This is a genomic window from Pseudomonas sp. ICMP 8385, assembly GCF_002699915.1.
Lineage (GTDB): Bacteria > Pseudomonadota > Gammaproteobacteria > Pseudomonadales > Pseudomonadaceae > Aquipseudomonas > Aquipseudomonas gessardii.
In genome coordinates, this window is sequence record NZ_LKBY01000146.1 from 140,668 (window position 1) to 160,272 (window position 19,605).

At 61.7% G+C, this 19,605-nt stretch carries 17 protein-coding genes; 12 read left to right on the top strand and 5 right to left on the bottom strand.

What is annotated here, in order from left to right; translation table 11 throughout:
• Window positions 1-2: 2 nt before the first annotated feature.
• The 5 genes from AO268_RS29160 to AO268_RS29180 all read right to left on the bottom strand — a co-directional run bounded on the left by AO268_RS29160 (window position 3) and on the right by AO268_RS29180 (window position 6,111).
• On the bottom strand, window positions 3-2,585 hold the full coding sequence (locus AO268_RS29160; protein WP_218927893.1) for a fimbria/pilus outer membrane usher protein: 2,583 nt from the start codon (window positions 2,583-2,585) through the stop codon (window positions 3-5).
• Between the two features lie 148 nt (window positions 2,586-2,733).
• On the bottom strand, window positions 2,734-3,504 hold the full coding sequence (locus AO268_RS29165; protein WP_099170662.1) for a fimbria/pilus periplasmic chaperone: 771 nt from the start codon (window positions 3,502-3,504) through the stop codon (window positions 2,734-2,736).
• A 99-nt stretch (window positions 3,505-3,603) separates the two neighbouring features.
• Window positions 3,604-4,146, bottom strand: a complete 543-nt coding sequence (locus tag AO268_RS29170; protein ID WP_076960966.1) for a fimbrial protein — start codon at window positions 4,144-4,146, stop codon at window positions 3,604-3,606.
• 141 nt (window positions 4,147-4,287) lie between these two features.
• A complete protein-coding gene (locus tag AO268_RS29175) occupies window positions 4,288-5,202 on the bottom strand; it encodes a site-specific integrase (protein WP_099170663.1) in 915 nt (304 codons plus the stop codon).
• A gap of 108 nt (window positions 5,203-5,310) precedes the next feature.
• Window positions 5,311-6,111, bottom strand: coding sequence for a M949_RS01915 family surface polysaccharide biosynthesis protein (locus AO268_RS29180; protein ID WP_099170664.1), 801 nt, complete (start codon window positions 6,109-6,111; stop codon window positions 5,311-5,313).
• Between the two features lie 451 nt (window positions 6,112-6,562).
• On the opposite strand from AO268_RS29180, the gene arnC reads away from it, so the two are divergent.
• The 12 genes from arnC to AO268_RS29240 all read left to right on the top strand — a co-directional run bounded on the left by arnC (window position 6,563) and on the right by AO268_RS29240 (window position 19,589).
• Window positions 6,563-7,597 carry an undecaprenyl-phosphate 4-deoxy-4-formamido-L-arabinose transferase gene (gene arnC / locus AO268_RS29185; RefSeq protein WP_076960969.1) on the top strand — a complete coding sequence of 345 codons (1,035 nt, stop codon included), beginning with the start codon at window positions 6,563-6,565 and terminating at the stop codon, window positions 7,595-7,597.
• Window positions 7,594-9,597, top strand: a complete 2,004-nt coding sequence (gene arnA, locus AO268_RS29190; protein WP_099170665.1) for a bifunctional UDP-4-amino-4-deoxy-L-arabinose formyltransferase/UDP-glucuronic acid oxidase ArnA — start codon at window positions 7,594-7,596, stop codon at window positions 9,595-9,597. Before arnC ends, arnA begins: the two co-directional genes overlap by 4 nt.
• A complete protein-coding gene (gene arnD, locus AO268_RS29195) occupies window positions 9,594-10,481 on the top strand; it encodes a 4-deoxy-4-formamido-L-arabinose-phosphoundecaprenol deformylase (RefSeq protein WP_373562160.1) in 888 nt (295 codons plus the stop codon). Before arnA ends, arnD begins: the two co-directional genes overlap by 4 nt.
• Window positions 10,478-12,133: a lipid IV(A) 4-amino-4-deoxy-L-arabinosyltransferase gene (gene arnT, locus AO268_RS29200; RefSeq protein ID WP_099170667.1), complete on the top strand. Its 1,656-nt coding sequence runs from the start codon at window positions 10,478-10,480 to the stop codon at window positions 12,131-12,133. The genes arnD and arnT overlap by 4 nt, the downstream gene beginning before the upstream one ends.
• The gene (arnE, locus tag AO268_RS29205) at window positions 12,130-12,477 is read left to right on the top strand and encodes a 4-amino-4-deoxy-L-arabinose-phosphoundecaprenol flippase subunit ArnE (RefSeq protein WP_076960973.1); all 348 of its coding nucleotides are present in this window, start codon (window positions 12,130-12,132) and stop codon (window positions 12,475-12,477) included. The genes arnT and arnE overlap by 4 nt, the downstream gene beginning before the upstream one ends.
• Window positions 12,474-12,878 carry a 4-amino-4-deoxy-L-arabinose-phosphoundecaprenol flippase subunit ArnF gene (arnF, locus tag AO268_RS29210; RefSeq protein ID WP_099170668.1) on the top strand — a complete coding sequence of 135 codons (405 nt, stop codon included), beginning with the start codon at window positions 12,474-12,476 and terminating at the stop codon, window positions 12,876-12,878. Before arnE ends, arnF begins: the two co-directional genes overlap by 4 nt.
• The gene (locus AO268_RS29215) at window positions 12,875-14,248 is read left to right on the top strand and encodes a UDP-glucose dehydrogenase family protein (RefSeq protein WP_099170669.1); all 1,374 of its coding nucleotides are present in this window, start codon (window positions 12,875-12,877) and stop codon (window positions 14,246-14,248) included. The genes arnF and AO268_RS29215 overlap by 4 nt, the downstream gene beginning before the upstream one ends.
• 3 nt (window positions 14,249-14,251) lie before the next feature.
• Entirely contained in the window at window positions 14,252-15,859 is a 1,608-nt protein-coding gene (locus AO268_RS29220) for a glycosyltransferase family 39 protein (protein WP_099170670.1), read from the top strand.
• Window positions 15,860-16,012: 153 nt separating this feature from the next.
• Complete coding sequence (locus AO268_RS33405; RefSeq protein ID WP_236309876.1) at window positions 16,013-16,240, top strand: type VI secretion system contractile sheath small subunit; 228 nt, start codon at window positions 16,013-16,015, stop codon at window positions 16,238-16,240.
• 223 nt (window positions 16,241-16,463) lie between these two features.
• Entirely contained in the window at window positions 16,464-17,168 is a 705-nt protein-coding gene (locus AO268_RS29230) for an HPP family protein (protein ID WP_076960977.1), read from the top strand.
• Between the two features lie 159 nt (window positions 17,169-17,327).
• Window positions 17,328-18,434 (top strand): enoyl-CoA hydratase/isomerase family protein, encoded by a 1,107-nt coding sequence (locus AO268_RS29235; RefSeq protein ID WP_099170671.1) that lies wholly within the window; start codon window positions 17,328-17,330, stop codon window positions 18,432-18,434.
• A 3-nt stretch (window positions 18,435-18,437) separates the two neighbouring features.
• The gene (locus tag AO268_RS29240) at window positions 18,438-19,589 is read left to right on the top strand and encodes an acyl-CoA dehydrogenase family protein (protein ID WP_099170672.1); all 1,152 of its coding nucleotides are present in this window, start codon (window positions 18,438-18,440) and stop codon (window positions 19,587-19,589) included.
• Window positions 19,590-19,605 lie beyond the last annotated feature (16 nt).

Here is a 19,605-nt window from a genome sequence, read left to right on the forward strand (position 1 = left end):
CGTTACTCATTCGATTGGCTAGCCAGCGTCGCAGTGCCGCTGTCTGCGGCAATGGGTTGGCAAACCGCGCTGATGGCGACAGTGCTCGGCTCGTCGCCCTTGACCCGTGCTGGCAATTGGTAATCCACTCGACAGGCGTGCGGACTCGCGTCACTCCACTTGACGTTCAACACGCCGCTGTCGGTTTTCAGGCCTCGTGCAATGAGGCGGCCGCCTTGCGCAACCGTCCCGATAGTGCTGCCATCTGCCGCGAACACTTGCGCCCCGAACGGTAGCGACTGGCCTTGCGCGGTGGTCAAGCGCAGGAACACCGCACGACCGCTATTGACGGTTTCAAATTTCAGCTTGACCACCGCCCCTGCGGTCGGCGCCACTTGCTCCATGGTTGACTTCATCTCTACGTTAACGGGCAAGCCTTTCGGATCGATCTCCACCTGGTTTCGCGCATAAGGCGTCAGGCCCGATACCACCGCATGTCCCCATGGATCGACGCGTAAACCGCTGGCGTTGGTGATGCGCGCACCAACGGCATCATCGGCTTCCACGATGGCGCTGGTCTCACCCAGGCTTGGCGTAAACACCACACCGCCGTCATAAGCCACCACACCTCCCGACAGGCTGGCCCCCATCTGGCTGTAGCCGCTGCTATGGCTGACACTGCCGCTGACACGAGCCATTGAAGAGATGTAGCTGGCATTGCCTCCCATATTGGTACTGCCGGAGGCGCCCTGGTTGTCGCTACGGCTGGCGTTCATCCCGTAACTGAAATTGTTGTCCTTGCCCAAGGTGCCACTGACCCCCTCCTGGAGGCTGCTATGACCGCTAGAGCTCTTCTGTACGGTCGTTGTCGAGTAGAGTGGGTGCCCACCGGAGCCAAGGGTAAAACCGATCGTCAACATCAGCGTGTTGTCCCATCGATCCTGGGTGATATCCAACTGCCGGGAGGCCGAAACGCTATAACTCACTTGTTTGTAGTTGTTGTTGTAGCCGAACTGATATTGCACATCGCGACCGCTACGATCCCAGTAGTCCTGGCTGGAACCCGAAGCATAAAAGTTGCCATAGCCCTCAGGCAGACTCTGGTTGACAGTGACTTGCATTTGGCCGCGACGGCGCATCAGCGAGTCCCAGGTCTGGGGCGTACCCTTGCGTTGCGCCTCGTTGAGCATCACGGCGTCCTGAAAATCGAGGTAACCGCTGCTTGAATAGCGGTAGGCGGCGACAGCAATATTGGTATTGGTCGGTGCCAGGAGCTTGCTGTAGCTCAAACGCACGCTTTGGCCTGTCTGCCCAGGTTGGTTGTACAGTTGGGCAACGGCATGTGTGATGTCCACGCCGAACGCACCGAGACGGGTGTTGAGCGCCATGCCGCCCAGCGTCGCCGAATAGCCCTCTGCGACCCTGACACCGCCATAGCCCGTGAGCATGTTGGTAAACCCGTGTTGAAGCGTGCCTTGCACCAGCCAAGGCGACTCGTCAACGCCCGGATTGTCATACTTGCCACTGCTCAAGCTGTAGCGTGTGACGCCCTCGCGAACCGAGTTTACCGGGGCGGCATACGGTACTTTGGATAGATGGACGCTACCGTCGGCTTCAGTCACCACGACCTCAAGATCACCCCCGTAACCGGTGGGATATAGGTCGTTGATTTCAAAAGCGCCGGGGGCCACGTTGGTTTCGTAGATGAGATTGCCGTTCTGGCGGATCTGTACCACTGCGTTGCTGCGGGCAATACCGTGAATGATCGGTGCGTACCCACGTTGAGAGTCGGGACGCATACGATCATCGGTCGCCAGTTGCACACCCCGCAATCCCACACTCTCGAACATGGACCCATCGGTATAGGCCTGACCGATCACCAACTGGCTGTCGAGCGGTGCCACCGAGCGCTGCAGATTGGTCTGGATACTTTGATACTTGCCCCCCAGATAAGGGCTCTGGCTATAGTTGCCATCATGACGAAGACGCCAGGCCCCCATGTTCACGCCGCTATTTAATCCCACATAGCTTTGTGTCGATGACATGCCCGCCGAATCACTGCGATACAGGTTCGCGTTGTAACCAAGGCGCGCTGCCGTCACGCCCTCATCCCAGAACTGCGGGTCGACATAACCGCGAGCACTGCGACTCATGGCGATCTGGGGCACGCTGATATCGAGCCTTTGCTCACCGAAGTCAAACACCGCCGTGGCATCTGGAATCAACATCGGTAACCAGGCGCATGTGCTCCCTTGGGCCAGAAGCGCGCTGGCTTGTGGGCTGAGCTTGCCAAGATCGACATGGATCCGCTCAAGCAAATCACGGTCGAAGCACGGTTGTGCATCGCCCTTGTCCTCGCCCACTGCCCGCAGGGTAATGTCGGTCTTCGCCAGCCAACTCTTGTTGACGTACAAATCGACCCGATACTGTCCCGGCGGAGCCACATTGCCCTTGCTAAAACGGCGGGTATCGATCGCCTGTTTCCCGGCGCGCAGAAAGTCATCGCTGAACTGGACTTCTTTCGCTGTATTTGCCGGTTCGGCGGCCACCAGGCCACTGACACAAAGCAGCATCAAAAGACTGATCGAGCCTTGGCGAAGGGACAAACGAGGACTCACGCGGATTTGCATCGCAGTACTACCGAAATGACAGGAACAGCAAAGCCGTCGCAGCGCTACACGCAGCTATCGTTCAGCAATTCCTGGAGTTCTTGGGAAGGGTCAGTCAGCAGTCAGTGACGGTAAGAGGCCCTTGTCACTTGGCCTGGCTGGCAGTACTGATCAAGCTGGCATCCCCCTCGGTGATACCGCCGTAATCATTAATCGCGCGGTAGTGGACCTTGGCGTCGATACCCGAGCTAACCTGCCCTTTCAACGGGAAGCTGCGCGTTTCGCCGGGGGCGAGCATGCCACCCTCCTCAAACGTGGCCGTCTTGCCTCCACTGCCGACCTCAAGACTGGCGAACGAGGCGTGAAATACGCTGGGGTTATGCGCTTCCAGGGCGCTGCCTCCGGCATCCCGAATCAAGCGCCAGGTGATGCTGCCCGGAGTGTGTGCGGCATCACCCTTGAGGTCGGCAGGCCGGAAAAACAGTTTGATCCGAGAACGGATAGCAAGCTGAAGGTGGTTTTTATCCTCTTTATCTGCAGCCGGCCTGGGTGGAACCTCCAGAACGTTAAGCCAGAAGACCGACTCTTTATTCTTGGGCAGTGCCTCACCGGTGTAGAAAATGCGTAACGTCTGGCTCTTTTGCGGATCAAGGCGTGCCAGTGGAGGCGTCACGGTAAAGGGAACATCGATTTCAGACGGTTCTGCATTCGCCTCGCCGTTGTCCACCCACGCCTGAATCAGTGCTGGCTCCTGGCCTTTGTTGCTGATTTTCAACGTGGTTTCGTGCTCTGGTGCGTTATAGATAACCCGGGTTCCAGCAATCACCACCGATGCATTCGCAGAAGAACCAGCCACCAGCCCCAGCGCTAGCAGGCTGGCACCCAGAACGACGTAAAATTTGCTTTTGATGTTCATGACCTGTCACTGATGTCGCCTGAGAAAGCTGGATGAGCGCGGCGACAACAATCGCGATCATCCGTGTCGATACAACGCGGTCTGGTTGGGGCCTTAGCCTTAGTTGTAGACAATCTCGTACATCACACTGGAGTTCACCGAGCCTGCACCTGTGGCATCGCTTGCGAAGTAACGAGCGGTGTAGGTCAGCGTGGCAGCACCCGTTGCATTGGTGGTTTTCAGCGTGTCGCCCTGGGCCGCGGCAGTTGCATTATTGAGTGCAATTGGCGCGCTCGCGCTGTTGAGCAATTGGACTTGTACGTTGGTAGCCAGGCCAGTATTTTTCAGGCGTCCGGTGGCACCATCAATGCCGCTGCTGGCAGAGCTGAAAAAAGCGCGCACGGGAACTGAAGGCGAGCAACCGCTCAGTACAATGCTGAAAGGCGTATCGCCGGCGGTCTGGCCCGCTGCGGCCAAACTGGTTGTCTGGACTGATGGCAGGGACACGCTGAGGTCATTGCTGCCACCGCCGATGAGGCAGGTATCCGCAACGAGTGCACCCGTGAAGGTAATGGTACCTGTGGTTGGCGTCGCCGATGCGAACTGGGAGGCCATGGCGCTGACGGCAAAAATCGACGCGATAAGGCTGTTTGAGGTGTTCATGATGTGCTCCGCTTGAAAGGAATCGTGTCCTCATGGACAACGATGCCAATTTAGTCGGAGTAATCTGATGCAAGTATCAGAGGATTCTCAAAATGAGCCCCAAGCACCGCTATCACGGCTGATCTTAAAGCCAGGCACACGTCAAAGATCAAACCGATCAATCGCCCGCCGCCGCTCGTTGTCATCGCGCACGTCGTAGCTGGCGGTGGTCTGGATATTGGTGTGGTGCGCCAGTTTCTGTGCAATCGACAGGTCATGCTCCTCGATCACCCGGGTGATAAACGACCGCCGGAAGTCATGGGGCATGATTTTTACCCCCACCTGTTCGCCGCGTTGGCGGGCGATGTAGTAAATCGCATGTTTGGTGATGCGTTCGCGGGTGATGTGGCTGCCCCGGCGGATGCGGTTGAACAGGAAGCTATCGTCTTGCTCCCCTTCCTTCAAATGTTCACGGCGATATTCCAGCCATGCCTGCAACTTGGCAAACGCCCAGGCCGGGGCGTACTTGACCAGCTCTTTGTTGCCCTTGCCGATCACCCGCAGGCTGCGCTCTGCAAAGTCCACCTGGGCCAGGTCGAGGTTGACCGACTCTGATTTGCGCATCCCCGAGCCATACAGGATCCCGATCACCGCCGCATCCCGCAAACCCTGTGGCCTGGGGTCGGCGGCGCAGGCATCCATCAGTTCGCGGATCAAGGTGCGGCGCAGGTTACGCCCCTGGCTCAAGCGGGTGCCGGCGGTGGCCTTGACCGAGCGCATTTTCAGCAGGTGCTCCTGGCTGATCAAGCTGATGCGCCAGGCTTCGTTCATCACCCCTCGCACGGCGTTGACGTACAGCGATGAGGTATTGGGCGCGTACCCGTCTTCGCGCAATACGGCGACCAGGGCCATCACGTGTTCGGGTTGCAGCAGGTGCCAGTCGATATCTTCGAGGTTGAGTTCTTCAAAACCCAGGCGGTCGGCGGCATCTTGCAGCACGTAGCGCATGGTCAATTGGCTGGAGGGCGCCAGGCGCGCCAGATACAGGGTCAGGGGGTTGCGGGAAGTCTCGGTCAAAATAGATCAGCCTTGAGATTAAATATCGAGACTAAGCCTATGTTTAATCTCGGTATTTATTGGTTTGGCGAGCGCCGAGTCTAACGCAGGTCGGCGCGGCATACCAAACTAGGGCTCATCCTCGGCGGGCGCCGGGCTCTGTTGCTGGCTCCAGTCGGCGTCCTGTTTTTGCATCAGCGCAAACCACTGCTGGCGCATAAACACCAGCAGCTTGGCGGGTGCCTTGGCGAAGTCATGTTCGTCGTTGTAGCAGCCGGGCAATGGCAGGTCGGTGCCCTGCTCCTGGTACTGGCTGAGCAACGCCTGCTGCCCGGCAACGCTGCAATCGGTGGGCAGCGGCATACCCCGCAGGGCGCCGGCTTCCTCGTCCCACCAACTGGCGCCATGGCGGTCGACCCCACGTAGCCCGTATTTGTGCACCTTGCCGATATGCATGATCAGCTTGAACTCACGGGGGCTGACATCACTGGTGCAGGTGCGCGAATAGCCCACGGTCACCTGGCTCAGGCCGTCACCCAGCAGGTCAGTGACGCGGGTCGCGGCGTTATCGAAGTGCAGGCCAGCGTCGAATTCGCAGCGCTGCACATCGTCATGCAGCATCCACAGGCGCTTGGGGCGGTCGCCCTCCAGCAGGTACTGGGCGGCATAGATCGAGGCCGATTGCGTGCCGTCGTCATCGCGCTCGCCGGCTTCCTGCTCGGCGAGTACCAGCAGGTTGTGGCCTTGCCGGTCATCCCAGCTATAGGCGGCCACCTGCCGGCCCCGGACCTCGACCCCGGCAGGCACCTGGGCCAGCGGCGTCAGGCTGACGTCCCCGGCAGCCCCAGCGGTATGGGCGGCCCCGAGTGTCATCCACACCACCATCAACGCCGGCCGTAACTGGCCGCGTAAAAACTGCACGCTATTCATCCGACTACCCAGGCAAGAGATCGCTCATTTTACCGGGACTTGCCGGGTGATGCAGAGAAGATTCTGCAGGCGCCCTGGATTGAAAACCCGATTGATTCACACCGAGTTCACATCAAAACACTTACAGATAAGGACTACGGTGCAAACCGTTATCGTTTGTCTGCGCTCGTTATTGTCTAGCTGAACACTAGCTGTCTGCCCACCAAATAAACGAGTTTTTCATCTGCCTTTCATATTCGCTGGACAAATTTACGCTTAACCTTGGCCGCAATCATTGGGGGGCGTCGTGTTTTGATGACTAACTCCTTGATAATCCTTTACCTTTGGCCGTTATGGGCTTTACTCAGGGCGGCTCTGCAAGCTGCTCTTTTTAATGAGTTGCCTGCACTTTCATCCATTGTTGGTTGTCATCTCTACGCTCAAAGTTGCTCTAACCCGAGGTCATGAATCTTTGAAACCCTACCCTATTCATTGCGTGTCGATCGTTATCCCGGTGTACAACGAAGAACAGAGCCTGCCCGAACTGCTGCGCCGTACCCGGGCTGCGTGCGCGCAGTTGGCCTATGAGTATGAAATCATCCTGGTGGACGACGGCAGCCGCGACACCTCCGCCCAACTGCTGGAAGACGCGGCAGGCGAGCCCGGCAGCCATGTGGTGGCAGTGATCCTCAACCGCAACTACGGCCAGCATGCGGCAATCATGGCCGGTTTCGAGCAATGCCGGGGCGAGGTGGTGATTACCCTCGATGCCGACCTGCAAAACCCACCGGAAGAGATTCCGCGCCTGGTCGAGCAAGCAGCCCTGGGCTACGACGTAGTCGCCACCGTGCGCAACAATCGCCAGGATTCGGCCTTTCGCCGCTGGCCTTCGCGCCTGATCAACCTGGCGGTGCAGCGCTCCACCGGCGTGGCCATGACCGACTATGGCTGCATGCTGCGCGCCTACCGACGCACCATCGTTGACGCCATGCTGGCCTGCCGTGAACGCAGCACCTTTATCCCGATCCTGGCCAACGGCTTTGCGCGCCATACCACCGAGATCCTGGTGCACCACGCCGAGCGCGAACATGGCGAGTCCAAATACAGCGCCATGCGCCTGATCAGCCTGATGTTCGACCTGCTGACCTGCATGACCACCACGCCCTTGCGCCTGTTGTCCATTGTCGGCTTCAGCCTGGCGGCCCTGGGCATGCTGTTTGCGTTTTCCCTGATCATCATGCGCCTGGCCTTCGGTGCCGATTGGGCCGGCGATGGCCTGTTCGTGCTGTTCGCCGTGCTGTTTGTGTTTACCGGTGGCCAGTTCATCGGCATGGGCCTGTTGGGCGAATACCTGGGCCGCATGTACAGCGATGTGCGCGCCCGCCCACGCTTCTTTATTGAAAAGGTGCTGCGCAACGCGCCCACCACGCCGGCCCCGACGGTCATCGTCGATGGCCTGCCCTCCTCCCAGTCTTCCCCTTCCTCTTCCAGTCAGGTTCAGTCATGAGTTCAAAAGCTGTTGTCTTCGCTTACCACGATATTGGCTGTGCAGGCATCGAAGCCCTGCTCAATTCGGGTTACGAAATTGCTGCCGTGTTCACCCATGCCGATGATCCCAAGGAAAACACCTTCTACGGTTCCGTCGCCCAGTTGTGCGCACGCCGTGGCATCCCGGTGCATGCCCCGGAAGACGCCAACCACCCGCTGTGGGTCGAGCGTGTGGCCAAGCTGAACCCGGACTTCATCTTTTCGTTCTACTACCGCAACCTGCTGGGCGAGGCGCTGCTGGCCACCGCGCGCCAGGGCGGGTTCAACCTGCACGGTTCGCTGCTGCCCAAATACCGTGGCCGCGCCCCGGCCAACTGGGTGCTGGTCAACGGCGAAACCGAAACCGGCGTGACCTTGCACCGCATGGTCAAGCGTGCCGACGCCGGTGCGATTCTCGCCCAGCAAAAAGTCATGATCGAACGCAGCGACACCGGCCTGACACTCCACGCCAAACTGCGCGAGGCCGCCACCCAGTTGCTGCGTGACGCGCTGCCGCAACTGGCCCAGGGCAAATTGCGCGAAACCGCCCAGGACGAAAGCCAGGCCAGCTGCTTTGGCCGCCGCACCCCGGCGGACGGCAAGCTTGTGTGGAGCAAACCCGCAGAAACGTTGTTCAACCTGGTACGTGCCGTGACCCAGCCGTACCCCGGCGCGTTCTGTGCGGTGGGCGAGCACAAGTTGATCGTGTGGCAAGCCGAAGTGCTTAAGGGCAATGAAGGCCAGGCGCCGGGGCGCGTGATCAGCGTCAACCCACTGCGCATTGCCTGCGGTGAAGACTCCCTGGTCATCCACTTCGGCCAGCGCAATGACCATGGCCTGTACCTGACCGGCCCGGCCCTGGCCGATGAACTGGGCCTGGTGGACGGCTCGATCCTGCGCGGCGCCGAGTCGGGCGGTAAACCACGGCGCACCCGGGTGTTGATCTTGGGGGTCAACGGCTTTATCGGCAACCACCTGTCCGAGCGTCTGCTGCGTGACGATCGCTACGAGGTCTATGGCCTGGATATCGGCTCCGACGCCATCGAGCGCCTGCGCAGCCACCCCAACTTCCATTATGTGGAAGGCGATATCAGCATTCACTCCGAGTGGATCGAGTACCACATCAAGAAATGCGACGTGGTCCTGCCGCTGGTGGCCATTGCCACGCCCATCGAATACACCCGCAACCCGTTGCGCGTGTTCGAGCTGGACTTTGAAGAAAATCTCAAGCTGGTGCGCTATTGCGTCAAGTACAACAAGCGCGTGATCTTCCCCTCGACTTCTGAAGTGTATGGCATGTGCCAGGACCAGAACTTCGACGAAGACACCTCCAACCTGGTGGTCGGCCCGATCAACAAGCAGCGCTGGATCTACTCGGTCTCCAAGCAACTGCTGGACCGGGTGATCTGGGCCTACGGTGCCAAGGGCCTGAATTTCACCCTGTTCCGCCCGTTCAACTGGATGGGCCCGCGCCTCGACCGCCTGGACTCGGCGCGTATCGGCAGCTCCCGCGCCATTACCCAGTTGATCCTCAACCTGGTGGAAGGCACGCCAATCCGCCTGTTTGACGGCGGCGAGCAGAAACGCTGCTTCACCGACATTGCCGACGGCATCGAAGCCCTGGCGCGGATCATCGACAACGATAACGACGTGTGCAACGGCCAGATCATCAACATCGGCAACCCGGACAACGAAGCCAGCATCCGCCAGTTGGGCGAAGAACTGCTGCGCCAGTTCGAGGCCCATCCGCTGCGTGGCAACTTCCCACCGTTCGCCGGCTTTCGCGAAGTGGAAAGCAAAGCGTTCTACGGCGCCGGTTATCAGGATGTGGCGCACCGCAAACCGAGCATTGCCAACGCCAAGCGCCTGCTGAACTGGGCGCCGAGCGTGGCCATGAGCGAGACCATCGGCAACACCCTGGACTTCTTCCTGCGTGAAGCGATGCTGGAAGTCGCCCAGACCCGCGAAGCGGGCAAATAATGAAGGCAGGTTTGCGCATCGACGTCGACACCTACCGCGGCACCCGTGATGGGGTGCCACGGTTGCTGGAGTTGCTGGATGAGGCCGGCATCAAGGCGACGTTCTTCTTCAGTGTCGGCCCGGACAATATGGGCCGGCATTTGTGGCGCCTGATCCGCCCGCAGTTCCTGTGGAAGATGCTGCGCTCCAACGCGGCCGGGCTGTATGGCTGGGACATCCTGCTGGCCGGCACCGCCTGGCCGGGCAAACCGATTGGCCGCGACCTGGGGCACCTGATGCGCCAGGCCAGGGCGGCCGGGCACGAAGTGGGCCTGCATGCCTGGGATCACCATGGCTGGCAGGCCAATGCCGGGCGCTGGAGCGAGGCGCAGTTGGTGGAGCAGGTACGCCGTGGGCTCGACACCCTGGGCGATATCCTCGGCGCCCCGGTGCAATGTTCCGCCGCCGCCGGCTGGCGGGCCGATGAGCGTGTGGTGCAGGCCAAGCAAGGCTTTGGCTTGCGCTACAACAGCGATTGTCGCGGCAGCGGCCTGTTCCGCCCGCTCCTCGCCGATGGCCGCGCCGGCACGCCACAGATCCCGGTAGACCTGCCGACCTTCGACGAAGTGGTCGGGCCACAGGTCGCGGCCAAGGACTTCAACGGCTTCATTCTTGATCGGTTCACCGAATCGACACTCAACGTCTATACGATCCACGCAGAAGTAGAAGGGATTCTGATGGCCAATGAATTTCGCCAGTTGCTCGCCCAGGCCGGGCAGCGCGGCATCCAATTCCAGCCCTTGGGCGACTTGCTGCCGGCCGACCCGGCGAGCCTGCCCCTGGCGCATCTGACACGCGGCGTACTCGACGGCCGCGAAGGCTGGCTGGGAGTGCAAAAGGCATGATCCGACGTTGGGCCCTGCCCCTGCTCCTGTTGGTCTTCGGCCTGTGTTACCTGCTGCCGATGGTCACCCATGGCCTGTGGATCCCGGACGAAACCCGCTACGCGCAGATCAGCCAGGAAATGCTGCTGACCGGCAAATGGGCGTCTCCGCACTTTATGGGCATCCGTTATTTTGAAAAACCGGCGGCCGGTTACTGGATGATCGCCCTGGGCCAGGCCCTGTTCGGGCAGAACCTGTTTGGCGTGCGCGTGGCCTCTGCGCTGGCTACGGGCTTGAGCATCCTTTTGGTGTACTTCATGGCCCGGCGCCTGTGGAACGACCCGCGCAAGAGCCTGGTCAGCGCCGTGCTGTACATGAGTTTTGTCAGCGTGGCGATGTCCGGCGGCTACGCCAACCTCGATCCGCAGTTCAGCTTTTGGATGAACCTGACGGGGGTGGCCTTGTGGCTGTGTATCGACAGCCACAGCCGGCGCGCCCGCCTGGGCGCCTGGGCCTTGCTGGGGTTTGCCTGCGCCATGGGGTTCATGACCAAGGGCTTTCTGGCGTGGCTGCTGCCGGTGTTGATCGCCCTGCCCTACATGATCTGGCAAAAGCGCTTTGGCGAACTGCTGAGCCATGGCCTGGTGGCGGTGGCCGTGGCAATTGGGGTCAGCCTGCCCTGGGCGCTGATGGTGCATGCCCAGGAACCGGACTACTGGAACTTCTTCTTCTGGCACGAACACATCCAGCGGTTTGCCGGTGAGGATGCCCAGCATGAAGAGGCCTGGTGGTACTACCTGCCCTTGCTGGCCGCCTTCAGCTTGCCGTGGCTGGCCCTGCTGCCCTCCAGTCTGAAGCAGGCGTGGCAGGAAAAACGCACGCACAAGATCGGCTTCCTGTTGTTGTGGCTGTTGATGCCCCTGGCGTTTTTCAGCTTGAGCAAGGGCAAGCTGCCGGCTTATATCCTGCCGTGCCTGCTGCCTTTGGCATTGCTGATGGGCCATACCCTGGCCGACAAGCTGGCCCAGGCCCGTGGCCGGGTGTTGCAGGTCAATGGCTGGCTCAACCTGATCCTCGGGGTAGTGGGCCTGCTGGCCATCGTGTATTTCCAATTGAAGAAGCCGGTTTATACCCCGCAGCAGGAGCTGTCGAGCCTGGTGCTGGTGTTTATCGTGTTGCTGGGCTGGATCATCGCCAACCTGTTGCAGGCCGCCCGCCCGCTGCGCCTGTGGGCGGCGCCCGCCGTGGGCAGTTGGTTGCTGGTGGCCCTGGTGCCGGCAGCGTTGCCGCAGTCGGTGGTTTATAACAAGACCCCGGACCGCTTCATTGCCGACCACGCCCAAGCACTGGCCGGCACCCAGCGTTTGCTGAGTAACGACCTGGGCGCGGCCTCGGCCCTGGCGTGGCGGCTCAAGCGCCCGGACGTGACGCTGTACGACACCCAGGGCGAAGTCAAATACGGCCTGGCCTACCCCGACAGCGCTGCGCGCCGGGTCGACACCGCGCAAGTCCAGCAATGGATGACCGAGGCCCGTAAACAGGGCTCGGTGGGCGTGGTGATGCGGGTCAAGGGCGAGAGCGAAGTGCGCGAAGTCGAGTTATTGCCCAAGGACGGCCAGCGCTATGAGCAAGGCAACATGGTGATCCTGGTGTTCCCACAGGTGGCGCCTTGATCACCCTGCTGCTGCTCCTGGCCGCGTGCCTGCTGACCTGCCTGGGCCAGATCGCGCAAAAGTATGCCGTGGAAGGCTGGCGTGGGCAGCCGGCTGGCTGGGCCTTGAAACTGCGCTCGCCGTGGCTGTGGCTGGCGCTGCTGTGCCTGGGCCTGGGCCTGCTGGTGTGGCTGTTGGTGCTGCAACGCCTGGAGGTGGGGATTGCCTACCCGATGCTCAGCTTGAATTTTGTATTGATCACCCTGGTGGCGCGCTTTGTGTTCCATGAGCCGGTGGATCGCCGCCACTGGATCGGCGTGGCCCTGGTGATGGGCGGCGTGCTGCTGCTGGGAGGCCAGGTATGAGCCGGTTACGCGGTTTCACCCTGGCGTTATCCAGCGTGGCGCTAGTCAGTGCGGCCCAGTTGGGCATGCGCTGGAGCATGACACGCCTGCCCTTGCCGGCCGAGTGGCTCAACGCTCCGCTGGTTGATCCCCAGGCGCTGAGCGTGGTGGCCCTGGCTATCGTGGCCTACGCCCTGTCGATGCTCTGCTGGCTCGGCGCATTGCAGCACCTGCCCTTGGGCCGCGCCTATTCGTTGCTGAGTATCAGCTACGTCCTGGTGTACCTGCTGGCGGCCAGCCTGCCGGGCTTCAACGAACCCTTTTCCCTGTCGCGGACCTTGGGGGTGGCCCTGGTCATCCTTGGCGTCCTGACCATCAACTCCCGTCGTATCGGCCCTATAAGCCCCAGGAATACCCCATGAAAATCAGCGTATTTGGTAGTGGTTACGTTGGCCTGGTACAGGCCACCGTATTGGCCGAAGTCGGTCACGATGTGATCTGCATGGACGTTGACGAAAACAAGGTGCGCCTGTTGCAACAGGGCCATGTGAGTATTTTCGAGCCGGGGCTGGCCAGCCTGGTGCGGGAAAACCTGGAGAACGGCCGGCTGACCTTCACCAGCCAGGAAAAACTCGCGGTCGAGCATGGCGAAGTGCTGTTTATCGCGGTCGGTACACCGTCGGACGAAGACGGCTCGGCGGACTTGAAATACGTGTTGTCGGTGGGCGATGCGGTGGCCCGCCACCGCGTCGAACCGGTGATCCTGGTGGAAAAATCCACGGTCCCGGTGGGCACCGGCGACACCCTGCGGGCCCATATCGACAAGGCTCTGGCCGGGCGCAGCCTGGTGTTCGATATCGTCTCCAACCCGGAATTCCTCAAGGAAGGCTCCGCCGTGGCTGACTGCCGGCGCCCCGACCGGATCATCATCGGCTGCGAGCGCGAGGAAGTACGCGAGGTGATGCGCGACCTGTACGCGCCCTTCAACCGCAACCACGACCGCATCATCTTCATGGACGTGCGCAGCGCCGAGCTGACCAAGTACGCCGCCAACTGCATGCTGGCCACCAAGATCAGCTTTATCAACCAGATCGCCGAACTGGCCGAGCACCTGGGGGCCGATATCGAGTCGGTGCGCCTGGGCATCGGTGCCGATTCGCGGATTGGCTACCACTTTATCTACCCGGGCTGCGGCTACGGCGGCTCGTGCTTCCCCAAGGATATGCGCGCCTTGATCCACAGCGCCCAGCAGGCCAATTGCTCCAGTGACCTGCTCGAAGCGGTGGAAGCCATCAACCAGCGCCAGAAAAGCAAACTGTTCGAGCGGATCCGGGCGTTCTACAAAGGCGAACTGCGCGGCAAGACCTTCGCCTTGTGGGGCCTGGCGTTCAAGCCCAACACCGACGACATGCGCGATGCGCCCAGCCGCGTGCTGATGGAGTCGCTGTGGGCCGCCGGGGCCAACGTGCGGGCCTTCGACCCCGAGGCCATGCAGGAAACCCAGAAACTGTACGGCGATGATCCGCGCCTGATGCTGATGGGCACCCCGGAATCGACCCTGGGCGGCGCCGATGCCTTGATCATCTGCACCGAGTGGCAGCAATTCAAGGCCCCGGACTTCGACCTGCTGCACGCGCGCCTCAAGGCTCCGGTGATCTTTGACGGGCGCAACCTGTATGACGCCGAGCGCCTGGCGCGCAAGGGCTTCGATTACTTCCCGATGGGGCGTGGGCAGTCCTGTGACTTACCGATCCCCCAACAACAGTGGGTGCCACGGTTGCTGGAGGCCTGAGGCGTGGACAAGAGGCTCGACCCTGCCCTGCGTCGCCAGTCCTGGGGCCTCGGCCTGCTGGCGCTGTTGCTGTTTATCGCCGGCAACTGGAACCAGGCGATCATTGGTTTCGACTCGCGTTTTGTGCTGTTTGCCCAGGAGATGCTGCGCCACGGCCCGGGGTTTTTCCCCACCACCTATGGCCAGCCGTATGCCGATTACCTGTCGACCTCGACCCTGCTGACCTGGCTGTTATCGCTGCCCCTGGGGCGCGTCACCAGCCTCAGTGCCTGGCTGCCGACCGCCGTTGCATCGGCGTTCATTGTCGTGCTGGTCTACCGCCTGACCGCGCCTTACTCCCAGCGCTGGGCGCTGCTGAGCATCGCGTTGTTGTTGCTCAGCAGCACGTTTATCAGCGAAACCCGCGCGGTGTCCCTGGACCAGATGCTGGCGGCGGTGACCCTGGGCGTCTTTTACCTGGGCTATGCCCACGATCATTTCGCCAGCGCGCGGCGCCTGCCCTGGCTATTGCTCCTGTTATTGCTCGGCTTTGCGATTCGTGGACCCATCGGCCTGGTGATCCCCACGGGGGTGCTGTGCAGCTATTACCTGCTCAACCGCCAGTGGCGCCGGTTGTTCAGCGTCGGCCTGCTGGCCCTGGCGTTACTGGGGGCCTGCGTCGGCCTGCTGTTGCTGCTGGCCAAGCTCAGTGGTGGCGAAACCTTTATGCAAGACGTGATCCGTATGCAGTTCCTCGGGCGCCTGGACGGCCGCGAAGGGTCCAGCAGCGGGTGGTATTACTTCACCAGCTCCCTGGGCAATTATGCCCTGGCGTACCCGTTGGCCCTGCTGACCCTGCTTGCGCTGCTGCTCAGTGGCCGGCGCACTGAGCAGAGCGGCTGGCCGTTGTTGCTCGGTTGCATGGCCGCAGGGTTGATGGTGATGGTGGGCCTGTCGATCCCCGAAGCGAAGAAAGCGCGCTATGTGTTGCCGATGTTGCCCATGGTGGCGATCATCGCCGCGTACCCGTTCCAGCGGGCCGATGGGCGCCTGTTCCAAGGGCTGCGGGGCTTGATGCTGGGGGTGTGGGCGCTGACACCGGGCCTGTTGATCGGGGCGCTGCTGGTCGCTCGCCAGCGTTTTGGGGCGCAGTTGGAGCACTTCCAGGGTGTGCTGGGCTTGCTGATCGGCTTGCAGGTCCTCAGCGCCGGGCTCCTCCTCAAGTGGCGCTGGCGCCCTGTAGGCCCGGCGTTTTGCGCGGTGCTGGCGGTGTGGGGCGTCTATATCCTGGTGGTCGAACCCCTGGAGCGCCGCCTGTACGACACCCGCACCTTTAGTCGCGAGGCCCATGCGCTGATCCAGCAGCACCCGGCGCCGCTGGTGTTGCATGGCCTGGGTAAAGATGCCAAGGCCATCAAGTTCATGGTCAACGTGACGTGTGACCGGGTGCCGCTGTTCACCCAGGCGCCGGCCGACCTGGCAGCGCTGCCGGCGCCGGCGTGGCTGGTGATGGACAAGGCCGACTTCGAGCGCCTCGACGCGCCGCGCTGGCGCGGATTGACGCCGGTCCTTACGGGGCCCTTCGATAAAAACACCTATGTGCTGCTGCGCTTGGACAAAGTGGCGCCCTGAGTGGGCACTATCAAGAAAGCTCCTACGTTTGTATCCGTAAATGCCGGTAGCGACTCCCCTACCGGCCCCATGACCCCAACGGTAAACTCGTTTTACATCTGCGCTACATAGTTACCGCCATGCGTTCACAAGACGCCTCAGAGGACCGCTGCCGTGCCTGACGAGCTATCGCCTGTTGCCGCTGCCATCGAGCCTGTACATGTCGGCTATATCCCGGTCACCCTCGACCGGCTGATGGAGCTGCGCGACGCCCTCGTGGCGCTCAAGGGGCCGCTGGCCAACAACCCGCACCTGCGGGAAAGCGTACACAAGCTACTGATCAACGCAGAGAACCACGACCGGGTGCTGGGCAAGATCAGCCCGGGGCGGGAGCCGTATTGATGCAAAATTACTGCACTTAACCTGCATTAATATGCATTGGCGGCCGTTTTGTTTGATCGGCACACTGCGCCGGTTCCTCCCCCTGATGTGGGAACTTTTGAAGGGCTTTACGGGAAACCGCAAAGCCCTTCTTTTTGCCTGAGGCCCGCTCGCCACTGGGTGGGCCCTTGTCTGGCCCCCTCTTCTTACCCCCCTCCTTATATTTAGATTGGATTGCCCCGCAATGCTCGCTCGCTGGTTACCCGCTACTATCAATACCCGTCCCGCCGAATGGAGCCGTGCCGCCATCGGCATGGCCCTGGGCACCCTGTTGACCGTATGGCTCTGCGCCCAGGTATTTGGCCTGGAAGTGGCCATGCACCTGCTGGGCCCGCTGGGGGCTTCCGCCGTGCTGTTGTTTGCGGTGTCATCGGGGGCCCTCGCCCAGCCATGGTCGATCGTCGGCAGCTACCTGTGTGCCAGTGTGGTGGCCTTGCTGGTGGTCCGTGTCCTGGGACGTACCCTGGGCAGCGCCTGCCTTGCGGCGGGCCTGGCGGTGATCCTGATGTGTTGGCTGCGTTGCCTGCATCCGCCCTCGGGCGGCCTGGCCATGACCCTGGTCCTCGCGGACCCGGCAACTATCGCCCTGGGCTGGCAGGAAGTCGGGCCGGTAATGCTCGGCGCTGGCACTTTACTGCTCTCGGCCCTGGCCTACAACAACCTGACCCGCACCCGTTACCCCAAGGGCCCCAGCGAGGCGCCGCTGATGGTGCCGTTGCGGCCCCAGGAGGTGGACGCAAAAATCACCGCCGTGGACCTGGAGCAGGCGTTGGCGCAAATGGAGCAGTTTTTCGATGTCACCCCCAGCGAACTGGAAGAGCTGATCCATATCGCCGAAGACCATGCCCGCCGCCGCAGTATTGGCCAGGTGCTGGCCAGTCGGGTCTAGGCGTACACGCCCTGGTTTTTTATCCATGACCTGCTGCATAAATGCAAAGATGACCTGCAGGATTCCAGGTTGTACTGGGCAAATTTGCACTGGTACGATCGAGCGAGGGTTCGCCCCCGAATCATTTTGATAAAGAACAATAAAAGCAGGGAGTTACAGATGACCGCTCAGGCTCAGTCCCAGGCGACATGCAGCACCGAGTCCTCCCAGGACAGCGTCCTGGCCGAAGTACGCAACCACATCGGCCACCTGACCCTCAACCGCCCCGCCGGCCTCAACGCCATCACCCTGGATATGGTCCGCAGCCTCTCGGCGCACCTGCGCGCCTGGGCCGATGAGCCGCAGGTGCACGCCGTGGTGTTGCGCGGCGCCGGTGAAAAGGCCTTCTGCGCCGGTGGCGATATCCGCTCGCTGTACGACAGCTTCAAGCGCGGCGACACCCTGCACGAAGACTTCTTCGTCGAGGAATATGCCCTCGACCTGGCCATTCATCATTACCGCAAGCCGATCCTCGCCCTGATGGACGGCTTTGTCCTGGGCGGCGGCATGGGCCTGGTCCAGGGTGCCGACCTGCGGGTAGTCACCGAGCGCAGCCGCCTGGCCATGCCGGAAGTGGCCATCGGTTATTTCCCGGACGTGGGTGGCAGCTACTTCCTGCCGCGCATTCCCGGCGAACTGGGGATTTACCTGGGGGTGACCGGGGTGCAGATCCGCGCTGCCGACGCCTTGTATTGCGGCCTGGCCGACTGGTATCTCGACAGCGCCAGGCTGGCCGAACTGGACCAGAAGCTCGACCACCTGCAATGGCACGACTCGCCGCTCAAAGACCTGCAGGGCCTGCTGGCCAAGCTTGCGCTGCAACAATTACCGGATGCGCCGCTGGCGGCCCTGCGCCCGGCCATCGACCACTTCTTTGCCCAGCCGGATGTGCCGAGCATTGTCGAGCAACTGCAGCAAGTGACCGTGGCCGACAGCCATGAATGGGCCGTGAGTACCGCCCAACTCATGCACACCCGTTCGCCGCTGGCCATGGCCGTCACCCTGCAAATGCTGCGACGCGGACGCCACCTGGCACTGGAAGACTGTTTTGCCCTGGAGCTGCACCTGGACCGCCAGTGGTTCGCCCGCGGCGACTTGATCGAAGGCGTGCGCGCGCTATTGATCGACAAGGACAAAGCCCCGCGCTGGAACCCGCCCACGTTAGCGGCATTGGACCAAAAACACGTCGACAGCTTCTTCCAAGACTTCGCGAAGAACGGGAACTAACTCATGCAAGACATTGAATTTACAGAAGAACAAATCATGATTCGCGACATGGCGCGCGACTTTGCCCGTGGCGAAATCGCTCCCCATGCCCAGGCCTGGGAAAAAGCCGGCTGGATCGATGACGGCCTGGTGGCGAAGATGGGCGAACTGGGCCTATTGGGCATGGTGGTGCCGGAAGAATGGGGCGGCACCTATGTGGACTACGTAGCCTATGCCCTGGCTGTCGAGGAAATCTCGGCGAGCGACGGTGCGGTCGGCGCGCTGATGAGTATCCATAATTCAGTGGGTTGCGGGCCGATCCTCAACTACGGCACACCCGCGCAGAAAGAGACCTGGCTGGCCGAGTTGGCCAGTGGCCAGGCCATCGGCTGCTTCTGCCTGACCGAACCCCAGGCCGGCTCCGAAGCCCACAACCTGCGCACCCGCGCCGAACTGCGCGATGGCCAATGGGTCATCAACGGTGCCAAGCAGTTTGTCAGCAATGGCAAGCGGGCCAAGTTGGCAATCGTGTTTGCGGTGACCGACCCGGAGCTGGGCAAAAAAGGCATTTCGGCGTTCCTGGTGCCCACCGACACCCCAGGCTTTACCGTGGACCGCACCGAACACAAGATGGGCATCCGCGCCTCGGACACCTGCGCCGTGACCCTCAGCCAGTGCAGCGTGCCTGAGGCCAACCTGCTGGGCGAACGCGGCAAGGGCCTGGCCATTGCCCTGTCCAACCTCGAAGGCGGGCGCATCGGCATCGCCGCCCAGGCCCTGGGCATCGCCCGCGCCGCCTTTGAAGCGGCCCTGGCCTACGCCCGGGATCGGGTGCAGTTCGACAAGGCCATCATCGAGCACCAGAGCGTGGCCAACCTGCTGGCCGACATGCAGACCCGCCTCAATGCCGCCCGCCTGCTGATCCTGCATGCCGCGCGTTTGCGCAGTGCCGGCAAGCCGTGCCTGTCCGAGGCCTCCCAGGCCAAGCTGTTCGCGTCGGAAATGGCCGAGAAGGTCTGCTCTTCGGCGATGCAGATCCATGGCGGCTATGGCTACCTCGAAGACTACCCGGTGGAGCGTTACTACCGGGATGCGCGGATCACCCAGATTTATGAGGGCACCAGTGAGATCCAGCGCATGGTGATTGCCCGGGAGCTGAAGCACTATCAGCTCTGATCGGAAAGGATCGCTC